Consider the following 18,850-nt stretch of genomic DNA (forward strand, 5'->3'; position numbering starts at 1 on the left):
GCCAGGCGTGTCGTAACTAGGCGCCGCCGCCAGCCCGGCGAATGGTCTTGAGCAGATCGTCCGGGCTGATGTGCCCGACCACCTGGGCCACCGCACTGCCTGGCGTGGGCAGGTCGACGATGTGCGGCTTGATCTTGCCGATGATGTGCATCTCGCAAGGCTTGCAGTCGAACTTCAGCGTCAGCACCTCGTCGCCCTGCACCAGCTGCATCGGTGCCACCTTGGTGCGTACCCCGGTCACCCCCTTGGCTTGCTTGGGGCACAGGTTGAAGGAGAAGCGCAGGCAGTGCTTGGTGATCATCACCGGCACTTCGCCGTGTTCCTGGTGCGCTTCGAAGGCTGCGTCGATCAGTTGCACGCCATGGCGGTGATAGAAGTCGCGTGCCTTCTGGTTGTAGACATTGGCCAGGAACGACAGGTGCGACTCGGGATAGACCGGCGGTGGGCTGGTCTCGGGCTTGCGCGCTCCGCGTGGATGGGCCTTGATCCGGGCTTCGGTCAAGGCTTCGATGGCTTCGCGGCGCAGGGCCTTGAGCTGCGAATTGGGGATGAAGCAAACCTGTGCCGCTTCCAGGCGAACCTCGGTGGCGTGGTACTGCGTGGTCCCGAGCTGGCCGAGCAGGTCGCGTAGCTGCTCCAGGGCCTGTTGCGGCTTGTTGGCCAGGCCGAAGGGCCCGGGGAGGGCGACGCTGACGCTGATGCCTTCCTCGCTGGTGGCCGTCAGCGCCAGGCGCTGCTCGTCCAGCTCGGCGCGCCACGCCAGGCCGATCCTGCGCTCGGCAGAGGTACGCTGCAGCGCCTGCTGCCAGTCGTGGTCCAGGTTGCGGCTCAGCGGATGGCCTGGGCGCAGGCGCTGCAAGGCCGCGGGCATCTCGTTGGGTTCGACCCGGTAGCGGTAGCGTCGCTGGCCGTCTTCCTCGAACTGACCACGCGGCTCGGCGATGTTGGCACGAAAACCCACCACCTCGCGCTTGACCAGCACGTTCAGGCCGTCGCCGTTGGACAGCGGCACCTCGGTGACCACCAGCAGGTCGCGCTTGCCGACCTTTTCCACCACGCCCACGGGCAGGCCGGTGAAGGTTGGCGAATCGAACGCACCGATGTCGATCTTGCGCTCGCTGACGAAGTAGTCGGTACTGCCGCGATGGAAGGTCTTGTCCGGGTCCGGCACGAAGAAATGCTCGGTGCGTCCGCTGGAGGCGCGCGCCAGGTCGGGCCGATCGACGAGGATCTGGTCGAGCAGCTGGCGGTAATGGGCGGTGATGTTCTTCACGTAGCCCATGTCCTTGTAGCGACCTTCGATCTTGAACGAGCGCACGCCGGCTTCGACCAGTGCGCGCAGGTTGGCGCTCTGGTTGTTGTCCTTCATCGACAACAGGTGCTTCTCGAACGCTACCACCCGGCCCTGGTCGTCCTTGAGGGTGTAGGGCAGACGGCAGGCCTGGGAGCAGTCGCCGCGGTTGGCGCTGCGTCCGGTCTGCGCATGGGAAATGTTGCACTGCCCGGAAAAGGCCACGCACAGCGCGCCATGGATGAAGAACTCGATGGCCGCGTCGGTCTGGGTGGCGATCTCGTTGATCTGCTGCAGGTTGAGCTCGCGCGCCAGCACCAGCTGGGAAAAGCCGGCCTGGTCGAGGAAGCGCGCGCGTTCCAGCGTGCGGATGTCGGTCTGGGTGCTGGCGTGCAGCTCGATTGGCGGGATGTCCAGCTCCATCACCCCCAGGTCCTGGACGATCAGCGCATCGACGCCGGCATCGTACAGCTGGTGGATCAGTCGACGCGCCGGCTCCAGCTCGTTGTCGTGCAGGATGGTGTTGATGGTGGTGAACACCCGCGCGTGATAGCGGTGGGCGAACTCGACCAGCCCGGCGATATCGCTGACCTCGTTGCAGGCATTGTGGCGGGCGCCGAAGCTCGGGCCACCGATATAGATGGCATCGGCGCCATGCAGGATCGCCTCGCGGGCGATGGCCACGTCACGGGCAGGGCTGAGCAGTTCCAGGTGATGCTTGGGAAGAGACATAGAATTAGGGTCGGGCTGGTCACGGTCGAGGCGCGCATTGTAGCGGTGAAACGCCGGCTCGGCACCCTCCAGGCGGCCGGGCCGGCCGATCCGACGAAACGACCTGGCCTGGCCCACGGTCATAAAGGGACACACTGCGCTGGAGCCGCCTGCCGATGGACACCCGTCACGCCCTTTCCGATGCCCAGGGCTGGGCATCGCGTCTTTCTGACCCGCACAGGCCGCGTGGCCGGACGGCCGGGCTCGCGCCTCATCGCGCCGACCAGCGCCGCTTGGCAGGCTGAGGCAGGCATGGCTGTCTCGCGAACCCTGCTTCAGGCACTCGAAACCTTGCGCTCGCAGGGCGAGGACTCGGTCGTGGCCAGCGTGGTCAAGGTCGAAGGCTCGGCCTACCGCCGGCCAGGCGCGCGCATGTTGATACCACGGATCGGCCCGCACCATGGCAGCGTCAGCGGTGGCTGCCTGGAGCGCGAGATCGCCCGCAAGGCCTGGTGGCTGACCGAAGCCGGGCCGAGCGTGCGTTGCTACAGCACCGCCGAAGAAGGTGAGGAGGGCGAGACGGCATTGGGCTTCGGCCTTGGCTGCAACGGCCGGGTGCATGTCATGTTCGAGCGCATCGCCGGACGCGCCCCGGCCTTGCTGGCGGATGCCTTGGCGGCGGTCGAGCGTTGCGCGCAGCCTGCCGCGCTGGCCACGGTGATCGCCAGCGGGGCGGGCGCGCGGGCCAAGGTCGGTGAACGCTTGCTGCTGGCGCAGGCCGGGTTCCAGGCTGATTTGGGCGACAGCGCGCTCGAACGGCAGTTGCGTGCCGAGCTGCCGGGTATCCTGGCTGCCCGACGCTCGTGCTTGCAGCACCATGGCCAGGGACCGGCCAGCGTCGAGGTGTTCCTCGAATACCTGGCGCCCATGCCGCGCCTGGTGATCTTCGGTGCCGGGCACGATGCGCAGCCCCTGGTGCGCATGGCACGCCTGCTCGACTGGCACGTCACGGTGATCGATGCCCGCTCGCATTTTGCCCGTCGCGAACGGTTTCCCGAAGCCGACCAGGTGCTGGTCGGCGACCTGGCCGCCCCAGGCGAGCTGGTCCGGCACCTGCGCGGAGCAGCGGTGGCAATCATGTCGCACAGCCTGGCGCAGGATGAACGCTGGCTCGCCACCGCGCTGCAGGCCGAGCCGCGCTACATCGGCCAACTCGGCCCGCGGGATCGTACCGAGCGGCTGCTGGCCAGTATCCAGGCATGCCATGGGCAGCTGCCGGCCATGGCAGCCCTGCATTATCCCATCGGGCTGGACCTTGGTGGCGATGCGCCGGAGAGCGTCGCCATGGCGATCCTCGCCGAGATCCAGGCACACCTGCACGGACGCGAGGGTGGCCAGCTGCGCCTGCGCCCGAGCAAGATCCACCCAGTGGACGCCGCCCCCCATCCTGCGGGTGCGGCCCTGCAGACAACCACCGATGGTGCCGGAAACACGGCCACAAACCTCTGACTCACCGATGACACTGGAAGCACGGCCCAACCTGTAGGAGCCGCCGTGCCTGAGGACCCGCCAAGCGACAGGATGGTAAACAGGCTGGCAGGAAATATCGTCTGGGCTGCGAAATTCCAGGGCCGCGTTGCGGCCCAGCGCGGCACGGCGGTCGCCTATGCACGCTGGGTGTTGCTGGCCCGGCAGGGGTCTGGCGCCAGGTCCGCGGGGTGGTCGACATCGCGTAGGATCCCGGCGTCGGCGACCGTCCAGTCGATGCAGGCCAGTGGGTGCGCGGCGATCACCTGCTTGCCGCCCTGGTCCTGCTCCAGTCGCGCCAGTTCCGGCCAGAAGCGCCGGCCGAAGACCACCGGCTGACCACGCTGGCCCTGGTACCAGGGCAGCACGATCCGTTCCGGGCCAGCCTGGGCGCACAGCTCGAGCAGGGTCGCCTGGTCGATCCAGGGCATGTCGCCCAGCAGGATGGCCGCGCTGTCGGCGCGCGAATCGGCGATCAGGGCGCGCATGCCCGCCGCCAGGCTGGCGCCCATGCCCTGATGGGAGACAGCGCTGCGCACGATGCGCACGCCCTCTGGCACGCCCAGCAGCGTGGCATCGTCTTCGCCCCGCAAGACCACGCGCAAGTCACTGAAGGCCGGGCGCACCTGGGCCAGGGTACGGGCCAGCAAGCCGTGCCCATTGGCGAACTCGACGCGGCGCTTGTCGCTGCCGAAGCGCCGCGAGAAGCCTGCCGCCAGCACCAGGCCGACACATGGGCGATCGAGCAGAAGTGATTGCGCTGAACGCATGGAAAGAGCCTCCGGTCGTATCTGGAAGATGCAGCCGACTGCACCCAAGCCTATCAACCGTGAGACCTTTTCCATGAGCGAGTTCAATCCGAAGCGGCAAGATGATCCGCCTGCCCGGGCCATCAGCGTGACCCTCAACGGCGAGGCCCGGCAGTTGCAGGTACAGCCTTGGCTGACCTTGCTCGATCTGTTGCGCGAACAGCTGGACCTGGTCGGCAGCAAGAAGGGCTGCGACCATGGCCAGTGCGGCGCCTGCACGGTGTTGCGCAACGGCAAGCGGGTCAATGCCTGCCTGACCCTGGCGGTGATGTGCGACGGCGACGAACTGGTCACCATCGAAGGCTTGGCCGATGGCGAACGCCTGCATCCGCTGCAGCAAGCCTTCGTCCGCCACGATGCCTTCCAGTGCGGCTACTGCACGCCCGGGCAGATCTGTTCGGCAGTCGGCCTGGCCAACGAAGGCCGGGCGCGCAGCCGCGCCGAGATCCAGGAAGCCATGAGCGGCAACCTGTGCCGTTGTGGCGCCTACAGCAATATCGTCGACGCCGTGGCCGAGGCGCTGCCGCTGATCGAGGGGGGGCGCCAGCCATGATGCCTTTCGACTACAGCAAGCCCGACACCCTCGAACAGGCCATCGCCCTGGCCGGGCCGCGCACCCGCTACATCGCTGGCGGGACCAACCTGGTCGACCTGATGAAGGAAAACGTCGAGCGCCCCGAGCGCCTGATCGACATTACCGCGCTGCCCTTGCAAGGCGTCCGCGAGACCCCCACCGGCGGGGTCCTGGTCGGTGCGCTGCAGAGCAATGCCGAGCTTGCCTGGCACCCGCTCATCGAGCAACGCTATCCGTTGCTGGCCCAAGCCATCCTGGCCGGCGCTTCGCCACAACTGCGCAACATGGCCAGCACCGGCGGCAACCTGCTGCAGCGCACGCGCTGCCACTACTTCTACGATACCGCTACCCCATGCAACAAGCGCGAGCCGGGCACGGGCTGTCCAGCGCGCGACGGCCTCAATCGATCCCATGCGATCCTCGGCGCCAGCGAGGCCTGTGTCGCGGTACATCCGTCGGACATGTGCGTCGCGCTGGCCGCGTTGGAGGCCGTGGTACATGTGCGCGGCCCAGCGGGCGAGCGGCGGATCGCCTTCGCCGATTTCCATCGCCTGCCCGGCGACACACCCGAACGGGACAACACGCTGGCCGAGGGCGAACTGATCACTGCCATCGAACTGCCGCCGTCGGGCTTCGCCAACCATTGCAGCTACCTGAAGCTGCGCGATCGGGCTTCCTACGCCTTCGCCCTGGTCTCGGTCGCCGCGGCAGTGCGGCTCGACGGCGAGCGTCTCGGCGATGTGCGCCTGGCGCTGGGTGGCGTCGCCCACAAGCCCTGGCGCGACCCGGACCTCGAGCGCAGCCTGCAAGGCCTGCCGGCTACCGCCGAAAGCTATGCCAAGGCGGCCTCGGCCTTGCTCGCCGGCGCTGTGGCACTGCAACACAACGCCTTCAAGATCACCCTGGCCCAGCGGGCCATCATACGCGCATTGAGCACCGCAGCCGCCGGAGGAAACACGCCATGAAACCTGTCGAACTGGCCAGCGGCCGCCCCCTCGATCGTGTCGACGGTCCGGCGAAAGTGACCGGCAAGGCGCGCTATGCCGCCGAGTTCCCGCAACAAGGGCTGCTGCATGGCAGCGTCGTCTCCAGCCACGTGGCGCGCGGCCGGGTGCGCCGTATCGATTGCGAAGCGGCGCTGCGCGTCCCAGGCGTGGTCGCCGTGCTGCATCATCTCGACCGGCCGCGCCTGGCTGGCGACGACCAAAGCTACAGTGACGATGATGCCGCCGAAGGCGCACCGTTCCGCCCGCTGTACAACGATCGGGTGCTCTACAGCGGCCAGCCGCTGGCCCTGGTGGTCGCCGAGACCCTGGAGCTGGCGCGCTACGCGGGTTCGCTGGTACGCATCGACATCGACGAGCAGGGCCACCAGACCGACCTGTTGCGAGCCCTCGACCAGGCCCACCAGGCGCCAGCCGAATTGCCCAAGCCGCGCGGCGACTTCCAGCAGGCCTATGCCCGCGCGCCGTTGCGCATCGACGCGACCTATACCACGCCGGTGGAACACCACAACCCGATGGAGCCGCATGCCTCCACGGTGATCTACAAGCCTGACGGCAGCCTCGAGGTGCACGACAAGACCCAGGGCACGCAAAACTGCCAGACCTACCTGCACGAGGTGTTCGGCCTGCCCAAGGAGAAGGTCCGGGTATTTGCCGCCTACGTCGGCGGTGCGTTCGGCTCCGGGCTGCGGCCGCAGTACCAGCTGCCGCTGGCGGTCATGGCCGCGCTACAGCTCAAGCGCTCGGTACGGGTCACGCTGACTCGCCAGCAGATGTTCACCTTCGGCTATCGACCGCGCACGGTGCAGCGCCTGCAACTGGGCGCGGACCAGGACGGGCGCCTGCAGGCGGTATTCCATGAGGCCATTGGACAGACCTCGCGCTTCGAGGACTTCACCGAACATGTGGTGGAATGGAGCGGCATGCTCTATCGCTGCGACAACGTCAGCTTGCAGTACCGGCTGGTGCCGCTGGATGTGTATACGCCGCTGGACATGCGCGCGCCGGGCGCCGCCCTGGGCCTGATCGGCCTGGAGTGCGCCATGGATGAACTGGCCACGGCAGGCGGCCTGGATCCGTTGCAGCTGCGCCGAATCAACTTCGCCGACAGCAACGGCAACGAGGGCAAGCCTTATTCGAGCAAGGCACTGCTCGAATGCTATCGCCAAGGCGCCGCCGCCTTCGGCTGGGACCGGCGCGACCCACGCCCGGGGAGCATGCGCCAGGGCCACCAGCGCATCGGCTGGGGCATGGCCGGTGGGGTCTGGGAGGCCATGCAGATGAAGGCCAGCGCCCGTGCCCGCTTCGACCTGCAAGGACACCTGACGGTGAGCAGCGCGACGACCGACATCGGCACCGGCACCTACACGGTGATGACCCAGATCGCCGCCGACGCCATGGGCGTGCCGATGGACCAGGTGACCTTCGTGCTGGGCGACTCGGCGCTGCCCACCGCCCCCCTGCAAGGCGGCTCGTTCACCGTTTCCTCGGTAGGCCCCGCGGTACGCCAGGCCTGCCAGGTTCTGCGGGCCAAACTGTTGCAGGCGGTGCGCGCGCGACATCCGGAGCTGGCCCAGCTCGATGCGCAGGACTTCGTCATCGATCAGGGCCAGGTCCAGGCAGGCGAGCATCGCATCGCCCTGAACGAGATCCTCGCAGGCATGCCCGAGCACGATCGCGAGGCGCTGATCCAGGCAGAGCCCAATGCCCGGCGCCAAGGCTATGCCAGCGCGACCCATTCGGCGGTGTTCGTCGAGGTTCAGGTCGACGAGGACCTGGGCACCGTCCGGGTCAGCCGGGTGGTCAGCGCCATCGCCGCCGGCCGGGTGATCAACCCCAAGACCGCGCGCAGCCAGATCCTCGGTGGCGTGGTCTGGGGCCTGGGCATGGCCTTGCAGGAAGAAACCCAGATAGACCATCACCTGGGTCGCTACATGAACCACAACCTGGCGGAGTACCACATCCCGGTGAATGCCGACATTGGCGAGATCGAAGTGATCTTCGTCGACGAGCCGGACGACATCGTCAACGACCTCGGTTCCAAGGGCGTGGGCGAGATCGGCATCATCGGCGTCGCGGCGGCGGTGGCCAATGCGGTGTTCCATGCCACCGGCAAGCGCCTGCGCGATTTCCCCCTCACGCTCGACAAGGTGCTGGAAGCAGGGATCGAAGCCTGAAGCTGCTAGCTGCAGGAAAAAAGCGGACCGAGTCGCCGAGGCCGGCAACTCGGGTTTCAAGGCCCGTGCTGGATGCCAGGACAACGCGATCAGCTTGTGGTGTGTAGCTCAGAAGCGGTAGGCCAGGCCCGCGCCGGCGTACCAGGATCGGCCGGGGGCGGCCTCGTAGTAACGACCGTTGCCGTCCCCGACGATCACCGAGCCGACGTACTGGCGATCGAGCAGGTTGTCCAGGCGCACCACCTGGTGGAAGGACCACGGGCCGAGCTGCTGCTCCAGGCGGGCGCGCCAATTGAACACGGCATAGCCAGGGGCGGCGCGTGCCTGGTTGCTGTCCTCGACCTCGACCTTGCTGCGGTACTGCGCCTCCAGTGCAGTGCTGATGCCTTGCCGGGGCCGCCAGGTCAGCTCGCCGAACAGGCTGCTGCGTGGCACGCCTGGCAGGCGGTTGCCTTTTTCGATGAGCTGGCTGCCTTGCATGAAGTCGTCCTGGTAGCTGGTCTGGAGCAGGGTGTAGGCCAGGCTGGCCTGCCAGTGCTCAGCCAGTTCGCCTTGCAGGCTCAGCTCGAAGCCTCGGCGCAGGGTCTTGCCGGCATTGTGGTAGCTGGTGCGGCCGTCCTGGGCGCTGTCGACGACGATCTCGTCGCGGGTGCGGATCTCGAACAGCGCTGCGTTGAGCCGTGCCCGCTCGCCGAAGCGGGCCTTGAGTCCCAGCTCGTATTGGGTGCTGGTGGCCGGTTGGAGGCCGAAATTGAAGCCTTCCACCAGGCCGGGCGCATAGGCCATTTCCGCCTGGGTCGGGGTTTCGAAGGCCTTGCCGGCGCTGAGGTAGCCCTGCAGGTCCGGGGTGAAGGCATACATCACCGACAGCGACGGTGTGTTGCGCTGGTATTTTCTCGAGCCGCTGGCGTCGCCGTTGACCAGGTAGCGGTCGTCGACGTCCAGCTTCAGGGTACTGTGCCGCAAGCCTGCGTCCACGGTCCATGCGCCCAGCTGCCAGTGCGCCTGGAGATAGGGGTCGAGGCTGCTGGCGGTATCGACTTCATCACGGCGCAGTTCGCCCTTGACGCCGAGCCGATCGCCGATGAAGTTCTGGTAGCCACGTCGGTCGTCGCGGCTGCGGTCTAGGTCGACGCCCACGGTCAGGGTCAGCTCGCCAGGCGCGGCGCTCACTGGCTGCAGCCAGCGCAGGGTACCGCCGTGGTACTCGCGGTCGAAATCGACCACGCCGCCGCCACGCTGGTTGGCTGGCGCGCCCTGGGGAATTGAAAGGTACTGCACCACGCTGCGTCGACCGGCGTACAGGTTCAGCTGCAGGGTCGCCTCGCCGAAATAGCGTTCGAAGTTCATGCCCAGCTGCTGCTGGTCGATGCTCTTGCGGGTGTCGAAGCGCAAGGCATTGCTGGCCACCGAGCGTGGATCGGCCCGGTAGGCCTGCCAGGTCTGCCCCAGTGGATCCTGCGTGTCGTTCTGTTCCAGGCTGCTGTAGATCAGGGCCAGGCGGCTGTCCTGGTCCGGCTTGAGGTGCACCTTGGCGAAGGTCTGGTCGCGCCGGGCCGCGCTGTGGTCGCGATAGCCGTCGGTGTCCATGCGCGAGGCATCCAGCAGGAAACCGGCGCGGGCCTCGCCCGCTTCGGCCTGCAGATGCTGCTTGGTGAAGCCGTCGCTGCCCACCAGCAGATCGCTGCCGACCTTGGGCGGGCCCTCGCCATCACGGGAAAACATCTGGATCACGCCACCGGCGTTGCTGCCATAGATGGCCGAGGTCGGCCCGCGCAGCACCTCGATGCGCTCGGCCACGTCCAGGTTGAGCGAGGCTGCCTGGCCCTGGCCGTCCGGTGTGCTGGCCGGGATGCCGTCGCTGATCAGCTTGAGCCCGCGGATGCCGAACGTCGAGCGGGCGCCGTAGCCGCGCGAGGAGATCTGCAGGTCCTGGGCATAGTTCTGGCGGTTCTGCACCACCAGCCCCGGGACCCGCGCCAGTGCCTCGGACAGGTTGACCCCCAGCTGGCCATCGGCGAACTGGCCGCGCTCGACCGTATCGACCGAGAACGGCAGCTCGAAGCTGGTCGTGGGCGCATAGCTGCCGGTGACCACCAACGGTTCGAGGATGCTGACCGCTGGCGCCTGTTCGGCCTGTGCCAGGCGGCCGGCCCCGAGTGCGCAGAGCAGCGCGAGCAGCTGAGCTGCGTGAGAGGTTCTAGAGTGCATGCGGGGCGTCCTGCCATAACCAGAGGGTTCGCAAGTGCGGATCGGGCGCAGCGGGGCGTTCGAATCAGCCCTTGGCCGCCATCGCCGTCACCTCGACACGCATGCCCTCGACCGCCAGGGCGGCGACACCAACGGCGGCGCGTACTGGCCAGGGGCTAGCGAAGAAGCGCTGGTAGACCTCGTTGAACGCGGCGCGGTCGGCCATGTCGGTCAGGTAGATAGTCAGGTGCAGGACACGCTCCAGGCTGCTGCCGGCTCGCTCCAGGGCAACCTTCAAGGCTTGCAGGGTGCATTCGCTCTGTTCGACGATCCCGCCCAGCTCGAGGCTGCCATCGGCACGGGTGGGAATCTGCGTGGTCACCAGCAGATTGCCGAAACCGGCCACGTCCGAGGAAATCGATTGCGGATCCGGATCGGGCAGGAAGGTGATGTCTGGGTTGGCCATGTGAGTCCTTCAGGTCGGTAGAGAAAGTGTGCAGGGTACGTGAGCCGGACGGCCGGGTCGAGCCACCTGGGCCTCGTGCGCAAAGGCGCCGCGGCGCTCAGGCGGCGTCGAAACAGGCCCAAGGTCTTTCCGGGAAACGGGCTGGGTCGCACCATGACGATTCAATGGCCATACAGCCCGACGATACTCTGCGCTCCCAGGGCATGGCCCTGCAGGGCCTCGAGCAGCCCGGCGCGATCAAGGCCGGAGGGCAGTTGGGCAGGCGGCAGGTCGCTGGCGATCAAGGTCAGCACGTAGTGATGCGGATTGTCGCCAGCAGGTGGGCATGGCCCCTTGTAGGTCTCCGCACCGCTGGAGTTGCGCCCCACGGTCATGCTGTGCGACTGGAATCGCGCGGCACCCGCGTTGACCGAACCCCGCCGCACGTCGATGTTATAGGCCACCCAGTGGACCACGCCCAGGCCCTTGGCGCCATCGGGGTCGAACATCACCAGGGCGATCGAGCGAGTCCCTTGCGGCAGGCCAGACCAGCGTACGTGCGGCGACCATTCCTTGCCGGCGCCGCACGAAGGATCCTTGCCGACCAGGTCAAGGCCGATGAAGGCGTTGTCCTGGAAGGATTCGGAGCTGATGGACAAAGGGGCTGCCTGCGCCGCCGTGAACGCGGCGGTCAGGGTCAGGGCGGCGAAGCATGAGGGCAGGGCTGGGCGCATGGGTGACGTCTCCTGTGACAGGTCGAAGCGGGCCGCTTCGCGGGACTTGCTTGCCTTAATCACAAGGTAGACAGTTTTCGCGCCGATACAGGTCCTGCCGCAGCGATTCGAGCCGTCAAGGCCTCGTCCCGGGCGGCCGGCCAAGCCGCCCAGGGCATACGTCGCGGTCGGTCAGGCGACGGTATCGCGCTCACGTTCACGCGCGGCCACCGGCGCCTGACCGTCGGCGAGCGCGGCATCGTCATGCTCGCCATGCTCGCTGGCTGCCTGGATCAGGTCATCAGTGACCCGCAGTTCCGCCCCGGTGGGCGAGAATGGCGTGGCCGCGGTGAACGGCGAGGAGGCCACCGGTGCCGGACGCTCGCCGCGACGCCAGAGGAAGAACGCCACCAATGCCAGGTTGATCACCGCGAACGCCCAGAACAGCCCGGCTTCGCCAACCTTGTTCATCACCGAGGAAATCAGCAGCGGGCTGATGGCCGAGCCCAGCGAGTTGATCAACAGCAGGCCCTGGATCATCGGCACCAGCTCCTCGACCGGAGCTCGGTCGGCGGCATGGCTGACCGCCACCGGATAGATCGCGAACACCCCGCCACCGAGCAGGAACAGCAGGCCGACCAGCAGCGGCGAGGCGGGCGGCAAGACCAGGAACACCAGCGACAGCACCACGCAGAGCAGGCCGAGGGCGATCAGCACGGTCTGCCGGTCACGACGGTCGGACCAGCGGCCCACCGGGTACTGCAGGACCATCGCGCCGAGAATGGTACTGGCCATCATGTGGCCGACTTCGCTGATGTCCATGCCGATGCGTTGCAGATACAGCGGCAGCAAGGTATACACCGCGGCGATCGCGACGCCGGAGCCGAAGCAGCCGACCAGCCCGGTGGGGGTCACGTTGAGCAACTGCCGTGGCTTGAGCGGCTCGACTCGCTCGAGCAGCGGCGACACCCGAGGCAGGATCACGATCGGCACCACCGACAGCGCCGCCAGCATCGCAGCCACCATGAACGGTGCGGCATCGTCCAGTTGCGCCAGCCAGCCGAGCCCGGCCTGGCCAAGCATGCCAGAGCCGTACAGGGCGATCATGTACAGCGCCAGCAGGCGGCCACGGACCTTGGGCGCGGCGGCCAGCAGCAGCCAGCTTTCGATCACCAGGAACACCCCGACCGTCGCCCAGCCACTGACCAGGCGCAGCACGGCCCAGCCCCAGGCATCATGGACCAGCGCCTGCAGCAGGATGGTCACCGCGATCAGCGAGGCAAAGCTGCTGTAGGCGCGGATATGCCCGATGCGCAGGATCAGCCGGTCGTTGAACAGCGCGCCGATGGTCAGACCGATGAAGTACGCCGACGAAACGATACCGATCATGGTCGCCGACTCGCCGGCTGCGTCCAGGCGCAAGGTGGTCAGGGAGGACAGGAAGCCATTGCCGAGACCGACGATGAACAACCCGAGCAAAGGTGCCAGCGCCATCGCCAGCAGGTGCACAGACATATAGACCTCAGTAGATGATGTTGCATACGAGCAGCAGTCCAGATGGCTGCGCCAGGCCATGACGCGAGCGCACGGGCGTGCGCTGCCGTGGCGCGGGATCGGACGATCGGGCCAGGGCAAGGGTGGTCGGTTGGGGCAGGCTGGAAAGATGGCGGATTCTAGGCTAAGTCATGGGTGCTTGTGCTCGTCGAAAAGAACATTTTCGATAGCCTCGCCTGCGACAGAGTGACGCACTGGCCTGGTTGGCCCGTCGCAGGCACAAACTGCTGGCCAGTGCTATGACGTCACAGACATTCTTTCTTGCCCGCGGGCACGCGCAGCTTCTAGGATGGGCGGTTTCGAAGGGAAGGAAACCTGCCATGCTGGGCTCGCTGTTCGCCGTGCTCGCTCCCGTGTTCATCGTTGCCGGGCTCGGTTTTGCCTGGGCGCGCTCGGGCGCCAGCTATCCCGTCGAATTCATCGCCCGGCTGGTGATGACCATCGGCACGCCCTCGCTGGTGCTGTCGACCTTGAGCCGCACCCGCCTGGATCCGCTCGCCTTCACCCACATGGCCCTGGCCTGCGTGCTGTGCATGCTTGGCATGGCGCTGGCCGGGCTGCTGGTCAGCCGCCTGTCGAAGCTGCACTGGCGCGTGCTGGTACCGGCATTCATGTTCCCCAACACTGGCAACATGGGGCTGCCGATCAGCCTCTATGCCTTCGGCGAGCAGGGCCTGGCGCTGGCGGTGGCGTTCTTCCTGACGCTGTCGATCTTCCAATTCACCCTGGGCATCGTCCTGTCCGGCGGCGTCACGTCACTGAAGGCGCTGCTGCGCAATCCCATCGTCATCAGCCTGGTGCTGGCCATGCCGATCATCTTCCTCGACCTGGAGCTGCCACGCTGGCTCGGCAACACCGTGGACCTGCTCGGTGGCATGACCATCCCGCTGATGCTGCTGACCCTGGGCGTATCGCTGGCGAGCATCCACCTGCGCCATGTCGGCAGCGGCCTGCTGCTCGGTGGGCTGCGCCTGCTGCTCGGCGCGGCGGTGGGCTGGGCGCTCGGCCTGGCCCTGGACCTGGAGCCGCTGGCGCGGGCGGTGCTGGTGGTGCAGTCGGCCATGCCGGTGGCGGTGTTCAACTACCTGCTGGCGATACGCGCCGGTCGCTCGCCCGAGCAGGTGGCCAACCTGGTGATGTGCTCGACGGCGCTGTCGTTCGTGTTCCTGCCGCTGGTCCTGGCGTGGTGGTTGTGACTCGTCGCTGCGCGGCATGCCGCTGGGCTCCAGGTGACCGCAGACAGGAGCGTAGCCAGCACGTTCCCCAAGCCACGGCGAAGCGCCTCGTCGGGCGAATGCGGGGGGCAGGTTGGTGAACCGGATGAAGGCGCGGCGCGTCATGGCGGGCATCAAGAACACGGCTGGAAAACGCTTCGAAACCTTCCACGACAATGCCTGAATCCAGGCGTGGCCAGAACCTCGCCAGGCCGCCTGTGATGGCCGCGCACACGCCTCGATGATGGAACCAACCCGAGCCGCGCTCACTCCACACCCGCATTGCCACCCGGAGAACCTCGGATGATCCACCTGGGCACCGCTGGCTGGAGTCTATCCCGGCCTTACTTCGATCGTTTCCCCAGCGCGGGCAGCCAGTTGCAGCGCTATTCGGCACGGCTCGATGCCGTGGAGATCAACAGCTCCTTCTACCGTCCGCACCGCCCGGCGACCTATGCGCGCTGGGCGGCGTCGGTGCCGCCAGGGTTTCGCTTTTCGGTGAAGCTGCCCCAGGCGATCACCCATGAACGACGCCTGGTCGATTGCCAGGCGCCGCTGGAGGCATTTCTTGGCGAATGTACCGAGCTGGGCGCGCAGCTCGGTTGCCTGCTGGTGCAGTTGCCGCCTTCGCTGGCTTTCGAGCCGGTCGTGGCACGCGGCTTCCTCGAGGCGGTGCGCCAGCGCTATGCCGGCCCGCTGGCGATCGAGCCGCGCCATGCATCCTGGCGCCAGGCCCAGGCATTGCTGGTGGACCTGCAAGTCGCCCAGGTGGCGGCCGACCCGCCACGGTTCGCGAACGATGCCGCTCCGAGCGGCTGGCCGGGCCTGGTCTACTGGCGCCTGCATGGTGTGCCGCGGATCTACTACAGCGACTACCCGCCCGCCTGGCTGGAGGCGTTCGCCCAGCGCCTGCGCGCCTCGGTGGCCACGGGCGTGCCGACCTGGTGCATTTTCGACAACACCGCCGCTGGCGCGGCGCTGGGCAATGCCCTGGCCATCGCCGAGCAGCTGTGATGGCGCAATCGGATCAAACTTTCCGCTCGCCCGGCCCTCTGCTGTAGAAGCGGGTTCTTACCACCATAGGGAAAGGAGAATGACATGCGGGGCAACAAGCAAGGTCGATGGCGCAATGGATCTGGGCTGGCGCTGCTGTGCCTGGCGCTGCAAGGCTGCGCGGGGCACGACACCGAATCCCCGGTGGCGCCGCCCGGGCAGCCCAAGCAGGCCGACACGCAGTTGCTCGAACTCGGTGCCGAAGCGTTGCAGAGCCGGCCGCCGATCGACCAGCTCAATGCCTACCTCGACGGCTTCCATTTCTACAACGGTCACCCCCACGTCCAGATGGAGGCGCACCACTATTGCGCCATCGTCAACGAGGAAGTGATCCAGTGCGTGATCTATGACGGCAATGTCAGCGATGCGCGGCTGATGGGCGTGGAATACATCATCAGCAAACGCCTGTTCGCCAGCCTGCCCACCGAGGAAAAGGCCCTCTGGCACAGCCATGCCCACGAAGTCACCTCCGGCACGCTGATTGCCCCCGGCGTGCCGCTGGCCGCCGAAACCCGGCTGATGAGCAAGCTGGCCGATACCTATGGCAAGACCTGGCACACCTGGCACACCGACCAGGACCTGGAGCTGCCGCTGGGCGTCCCGCAGCTGATGATGGGCTTCACCGCCGATGGCCAGATCGACCCGGCCATGCTGCGCCAGCGGGACCAGCGCCTGGGCGTCGACACCGCCGAGCATCGCCGCGCCCGCGCCAGTATCCGGCCGGCACCGGTGGAGCGCGGCGCCGATGCCTGGCAGTCGGGAAAGGTGGTGCAGATTCCCGACCCGACCGGCCATGTCCACCTGCATTCACGGCCAGCCTCCGCGCCTGAGGAAAATGCCCGCTCGGTGCGGCCAACGAGCCGCTAGCTCCGGCCTGCCGCGCTGGCGAACAGAACGACTTCGCCAGCGCGGGAACCAACCGAGAGGCCAGGCAGTCGACCTGTTGACGCCAGGGATGCGCCAGAGCACAGGTATGCCATCGTCGAGCCGAACACCAGAAGTCGGCCCGCCATCCCAGGTTTCCACGTGATCAGTCATAGGTGAACCTCCATGTTGTTGTCGAAGCAAACCTCCCGGAGAAAGTTCCTGCTTTCTTCCCTTGTCGCCCTGCCCGCGATCGGCGTGACGATCCAGGGCCTGAGCGCCGCCGATGCCGCCGAGATGGTCGCACCGGACCTCGATGGTTACCGACCGACCTTCTTCAGCGCCGCCGAATGGGCCTTCGTCATGGCGGCCTGCGACCGGCTGATTCCGGGCGGCGGGCGCGGCCCCGGCGGGCTGGAGGCCAACGTCCCGGTGTTTCTCGACCAGCAGCTGGCCGGCGACCTGGGCAGCGAGCTGTACCTGGAAGGGCCGTTCGACGTTAATGCGCCGCCGACCTTGGGTTATCAGTTGCCCTATACCCCCCAGGACATCTACCGCAAGGGCATCGCCTGCACCGAAGCCTGGTGCCAGGCCCGCCACGGGCGCAGCTTCGCCGCGCTCGACGCGCCGGCGCAGACCGCGCTGCTCAAGCAGCTGCAGGGCGGCCAGGTGGATTTCGCCAGTGTCGGCGAAACCACGCTCAAGCCGGGGCTGTTCTTCAGCGAGCTGCTGACCCATGCCAAGCAAGGCTACCTGGCCGACCCCATCTACGGCGGCAATCGGGGCATGAAGGCGTGGATCGCCATCGGTTTCCCCGGTGCCCGGGCCAGTTACCTGGAATGGGTCGCGCAGCACAACGTCCCGTACCCCCTCGGACCGGTCAGCCTCAGTGGCGCGCGCGGTTGAACCAGCACCAGCGGTAGAGCGAACAAGGATCAAGGACAATGGCAAACATCACTAATGACGAAGTCGACGTGGTCGTCGTCGGCCTCGGCTGGACCGGCTCGCTGATGAGCATCGAGCTGGCCCAGGCGGGTCTGAAGGTACGCGCGCTGGAGCGCGGCGAGGACCGGCCGAACGCCGACTTCGCCTATCCCAAGCCGGCCGACCAGTATGCCTACGGCATGCGCAACAAGATCATGGCCACGCCCAAGGCCGCGGCGTTGACGGTACGACACAACATGAACAGCACGGCGCTGCCGACCCGCCAGTGGGGCGCCTTCGTGCCAGGTACCGGGGTGGGGGGCTCGGGCCTGCACTGGACCGGCGTGCTGATCCGGCCGACGCCGACCGACATCAAGCTCAAGACCTATGCCGAGCAGGCCTATGCCCCCGGCCAGCTGGACGAGAACATGCGCATCGGCGACTACCCGTTCACCTGGGAAGAAATCGAGCCCTACCTGGACAAGTTCGACAAGATCTGCGGGGCCTCGGGCAACACCGGTAACCTGCAGGGCCGCATCATCGACGGCGGCGACCCGTTCGAAGGGCCGCGTTCCAACCCGTTCCCGCTGCCGCCACTGCAGGACACGCTCAACTGCAAGATGTTCGCCGACGCCGCGCGCAAGCTCGGCTACCACCCATTCCCCAACCCATCGGCGAATGTCTCGCAAGCCTGGAAGAACCCCTACGGCAACCAGATTGCGCCCTGCAACTACTGCGGCTTCTGCAGCAAGTACCCGTGCCTGAACTTCTCCAAGGCATCGCCACAGACCGCGGTGATGGATGCGCTCAAGCGCATGGACAACTTTTCCTATCGCACCAATGCCAACGTCCTGCGCGTGGACCTGCACCCCGACGGCAAGACCGCGCGTGGCGTGACCTATGCCGACAACGAGGGCAACGAGGTCTTCCAGCCGGCCAAGATCGTGATCCTGGCCGGCTTCCAGTTCGTCAACGTGCGGCTGATGCTGCTCTCGGGCATCGGCAAGCCCTACGATCCGTTGACCGGCGAGGGCACCATCGGTCGCGACTATGCCTACCTGAGCGTCGGCGGTACCACGCTGTTCTTCAAGGACAAGCGCTTCAACCCGTTCGCCACCGCCGGTGCCACCGGCCAGATGTTCAACGACATCTCGCCGGGCAACTTCGATGGCCCAGGGCTGGGCATCATCGGCGGCGCGAAGATCCACAGCTCCCAGGCCACCGGCGCACCGATCGGCACGTCGCTGCCGCCGGGCTCGCCGAACTGGGGGGACGGCTGGAAGGAAAGCCTGCAGGAGTGGTACGGCCACTCCATGAAGGTCAGCATCTCCACGGGCTGCATGTCCTACCGTGACCACTTCCTCGACCTGGACCCGAACTACAAGGATCCCTGGGGCCAGCCGCTGCTGCGCATCACCTTCGACTGGCGGCCCAATGAGCTCAAGCTGCAGCAGTACCTGCGCGGCATCGTGCAGGACATCACCAAGGAGCTCAATCCCGACAGCTACAGCGAAAGCTACCTGGCCATGGACTCGCACTGGGACATCACCCAGTACGTGTCGACCCACAACGTCGGTGGCGCGGTGATGGGCGAGTCGCCCCGCACCAGCGCGCTGAACCGCTACCTGCAAAGCTGGGACGTGCACAACGTGTTCGTTCCGGGCGGCAACGCCTTCCCGCAGAACTTCCAGGCCAACCCGACGGCGTTGATCGGCGCGCTGACCCTGTTCGCCGCCCAGGCCATCAAGGAACAGTACCTGAAGAACCCTGGCCCGCTGGTACAAGCATGAGGAGCGCGAC

At 67.0% G+C, this 18,850-nt stretch carries 15 protein-coding genes; 9 read left to right on the forward strand and 6 right to left on the reverse strand.

The genetic code is table 11. The features are described 5' to 3' along the window. Positions 1–16: 16 nt before the first annotated feature. A complete protein-coding gene (locus tag ACY8GK_RS05090) occupies positions 17–2,023 on the reverse strand; it encodes a peptidase U32 family protein (protein WP_196174777.1) in 2,007 nt (668 codons plus the stop codon). 291 nt (positions 2,024–2,314) lie between these two features. Between ACY8GK_RS05090 and ACY8GK_RS05095 the strand changes: the two genes are divergently transcribed. Continuing rightward, positions 2,315–3,511, forward strand: a complete 1,197-nt coding sequence (locus ACY8GK_RS05095) for an XdhC family protein (RefSeq protein WP_462402489.1) — start codon at positions 2,315–2,317, stop codon at positions 3,509–3,511. Between the two features lie 155 nt (positions 3,512–3,666). On the opposite strand, the gene ACY8GK_RS05100 is transcribed toward ACY8GK_RS05095, so the two are convergent. Next, positions 3,667–4,299: a nucleotidyltransferase family protein gene (locus tag ACY8GK_RS05100; protein WP_196174775.1), complete on the reverse strand. Its 633-nt coding sequence runs from the start codon at positions 4,297–4,299 to the stop codon at positions 3,667–3,669. Between the two features lie 73 nt (positions 4,300–4,372). Between ACY8GK_RS05100 and ACY8GK_RS05105 the strand changes: the two genes are divergently transcribed. From ACY8GK_RS05105 to ACY8GK_RS05115, 3 genes are read left to right on the forward strand one after another with little or no spacing between them, the layout of a single operon-like run. Further along, positions 4,373–4,891, forward strand: coding sequence for a (2Fe-2S)-binding protein (locus ACY8GK_RS05105; RefSeq protein ID WP_196174774.1), 519 nt, complete (start codon positions 4,373–4,375; stop codon positions 4,889–4,891). Then, a complete protein-coding gene (locus tag ACY8GK_RS05110; protein ID WP_462402490.1) occupies positions 4,888–5,877 on the forward strand; it encodes an FAD binding domain-containing protein in 990 nt (329 codons plus the stop codon). Before ACY8GK_RS05105 ends, ACY8GK_RS05110 begins: the two co-directional genes overlap by 4 nt. Continuing rightward, positions 5,874–8,093: a xanthine dehydrogenase family protein molybdopterin-binding subunit gene (locus ACY8GK_RS05115; protein WP_462402491.1), complete on the forward strand. Its 2,220-nt coding sequence runs from the start codon at positions 5,874–5,876 to the stop codon at positions 8,091–8,093. The genes ACY8GK_RS05110 and ACY8GK_RS05115 overlap by 4 nt, the downstream gene beginning before the upstream one ends. Positions 8,094–8,201: 108 nt before the next feature. Here the strand turns inward: ACY8GK_RS05115 and ACY8GK_RS05120 are convergent, their stop codons facing one another. From ACY8GK_RS05120 to ACY8GK_RS05135, 4 genes are all read right to left on the reverse strand, one after another. Continuing rightward, positions 8,202–10,304 (reverse strand): TonB-dependent receptor domain-containing protein, encoded by a 2,103-nt coding sequence (locus ACY8GK_RS05120; RefSeq protein WP_462402492.1) that lies wholly within the window; start codon positions 10,302–10,304, stop codon positions 8,202–8,204. Between the two features lie 64 nt (positions 10,305–10,368). Then, a complete protein-coding gene (locus ACY8GK_RS05125; protein WP_196174770.1) occupies positions 10,369–10,749 on the reverse strand; it encodes a RidA family protein in 381 nt (126 codons plus the stop codon). A 161-nt stretch (positions 10,750–10,910) separates the two neighbouring features. Next, on the reverse strand, positions 10,911–11,462 hold the full coding sequence (locus tag ACY8GK_RS05130) for a YbhB/YbcL family Raf kinase inhibitor-like protein (protein WP_462402493.1): 552 nt from the start codon (positions 11,460–11,462) through the stop codon (positions 10,911–10,913). Positions 11,463–11,633: 171 nt separating this feature from the next. Further along, a complete protein-coding gene (locus ACY8GK_RS05135) occupies positions 11,634–12,956 on the reverse strand; it encodes an MFS transporter (protein ID WP_462402494.1) in 1,323 nt (440 codons plus the stop codon). Between the two features lie 359 nt (positions 12,957–13,315). Here ACY8GK_RS05135 and ACY8GK_RS05140 point away from each other — a divergent pair, with 359 nt between their 5' ends. The 5 genes from ACY8GK_RS05140 to ACY8GK_RS05160 all read left to right on the forward strand — a co-directional run bounded on the left by ACY8GK_RS05140 (position 13,316) and on the right by ACY8GK_RS05160 (position 18,840). After that, entirely contained in the window at positions 13,316–14,191 is an 876-nt protein-coding gene (locus ACY8GK_RS05140) for an AEC family transporter (protein ID WP_462402495.1), read from the forward strand. 321 nt (positions 14,192–14,512) lie between these two features. Beyond that, the gene (locus ACY8GK_RS05145) at positions 14,513–15,223 is read left to right on the forward strand and encodes a DUF72 domain-containing protein (RefSeq protein ID WP_462402496.1); all 711 of its coding nucleotides are present in this window, start codon (positions 14,513–14,515) and stop codon (positions 15,221–15,223) included. An 84-nt stretch (positions 15,224–15,307) separates the two neighbouring features. Beyond that, positions 15,308–16,129: an OBAP family protein gene (locus ACY8GK_RS05150; RefSeq protein WP_462402497.1), complete on the forward strand. Its 822-nt coding sequence runs from the start codon at positions 15,308–15,310 to the stop codon at positions 16,127–16,129. 183 nt (positions 16,130–16,312) lie between these two features. Beyond that, positions 16,313–17,032, forward strand: coding sequence for a gluconate 2-dehydrogenase subunit 3 family protein (locus tag ACY8GK_RS05155; RefSeq protein ID WP_196174763.1), 720 nt, complete (start codon positions 16,313–16,315; stop codon positions 17,030–17,032). A 38-nt stretch (positions 17,033–17,070) separates the two neighbouring features. Further along, on the forward strand, positions 17,071–18,840 hold the full coding sequence (locus tag ACY8GK_RS05160; protein ID WP_196174762.1) for a GMC family oxidoreductase: 1,770 nt from the start codon (positions 17,071–17,073) through the stop codon (positions 18,838–18,840). The last annotated feature ends 10 nt before the right edge of the window (positions 18,841–18,850 follow it).

It is taken from the genome of Pseudomonas sp. Marseille-QA0332, assembly GCF_054950175.1.

Bases quoted from the DNA above. Each gene is read 5' to 3' on its own strand.
- ACY8GK_RS05135 (WP_462402494.1), bottom strand. From the start codon at position 12,956: ATGTCTGTGCACCTGCTGGCGATGGCGCTGGCACCTTTGCTCGGGTTG.
- ACY8GK_RS05155 (WP_196174763.1), top strand. From the start codon at position 16,313: ATGTTGTTGTCGAAGCAAACCTCCCGGAGAAAGTTCCTGCTTTCTTCC.
- ACY8GK_RS05125 (WP_196174770.1), bottom strand. From the start codon at position 10,749: ATGGCCAACCCAGACATCACCTTCCTGCCCGATCCGGATCCGCAATCG.
- ACY8GK_RS05140 (WP_462402495.1), top strand. From the start codon at position 13,316: ATGCTGGGCTCGCTGTTCGCCGTGCTCGCTCCCGTGTTCATCGTTGCC.
- ACY8GK_RS05090 (WP_196174777.1), bottom strand. From the start codon at position 2,023: ATGTCTCTTCCCAAGCATCACCTGGAACTGCTCAGCCCTGCCCGTGAC.
- ACY8GK_RS05145 (WP_462402496.1), top strand. From the start codon at position 14,513: ATGATCCACCTGGGCACCGCTGGCTGGAGTCTATCCCGGCCTTACTTC.
- ACY8GK_RS05110 (WP_462402490.1), top strand. From the start codon at position 4,888: ATGATGCCTTTCGACTACAGCAAGCCCGACACCCTCGAACAGGCCATC.
- ACY8GK_RS05160 (WP_196174762.1), top strand. From the start codon at position 17,071: ATGGCAAACATCACTAATGACGAAGTCGACGTGGTCGTCGTCGGCCTC.
- ACY8GK_RS05115 (WP_462402491.1), top strand. From the start codon at position 5,874: ATGAAACCTGTCGAACTGGCCAGCGGCCGCCCCCTCGATCGTGTCGAC.
- ACY8GK_RS05100 (WP_196174775.1), bottom strand. From the start codon at position 4,299: ATGCGTTCAGCGCAATCACTTCTGCTCGATCGCCCATGTGTCGGCCTG.
- ACY8GK_RS05150 (WP_462402497.1), top strand. From the start codon at position 15,308: ATGCGGGGCAACAAGCAAGGTCGATGGCGCAATGGATCTGGGCTGGCG.
- ACY8GK_RS05105 (WP_196174774.1), top strand. From the start codon at position 4,373: ATGAGCGAGTTCAATCCGAAGCGGCAAGATGATCCGCCTGCCCGGGCC.
- ACY8GK_RS05095 (WP_462402489.1), top strand. From the start codon at position 2,315: ATGGCTGTCTCGCGAACCCTGCTTCAGGCACTCGAAACCTTGCGCTCG.
- ACY8GK_RS05120 (WP_462402492.1), bottom strand. From the start codon at position 10,304: ATGCACTCTAGAACCTCTCACGCAGCTCAGCTGCTCGCGCTGCTCTGC.
- ACY8GK_RS05130 (WP_462402493.1), bottom strand. From the start codon at position 11,462: ATGCGCCCAGCCCTGCCCTCATGCTTCGCCGCCCTGACCCTGACCGCC.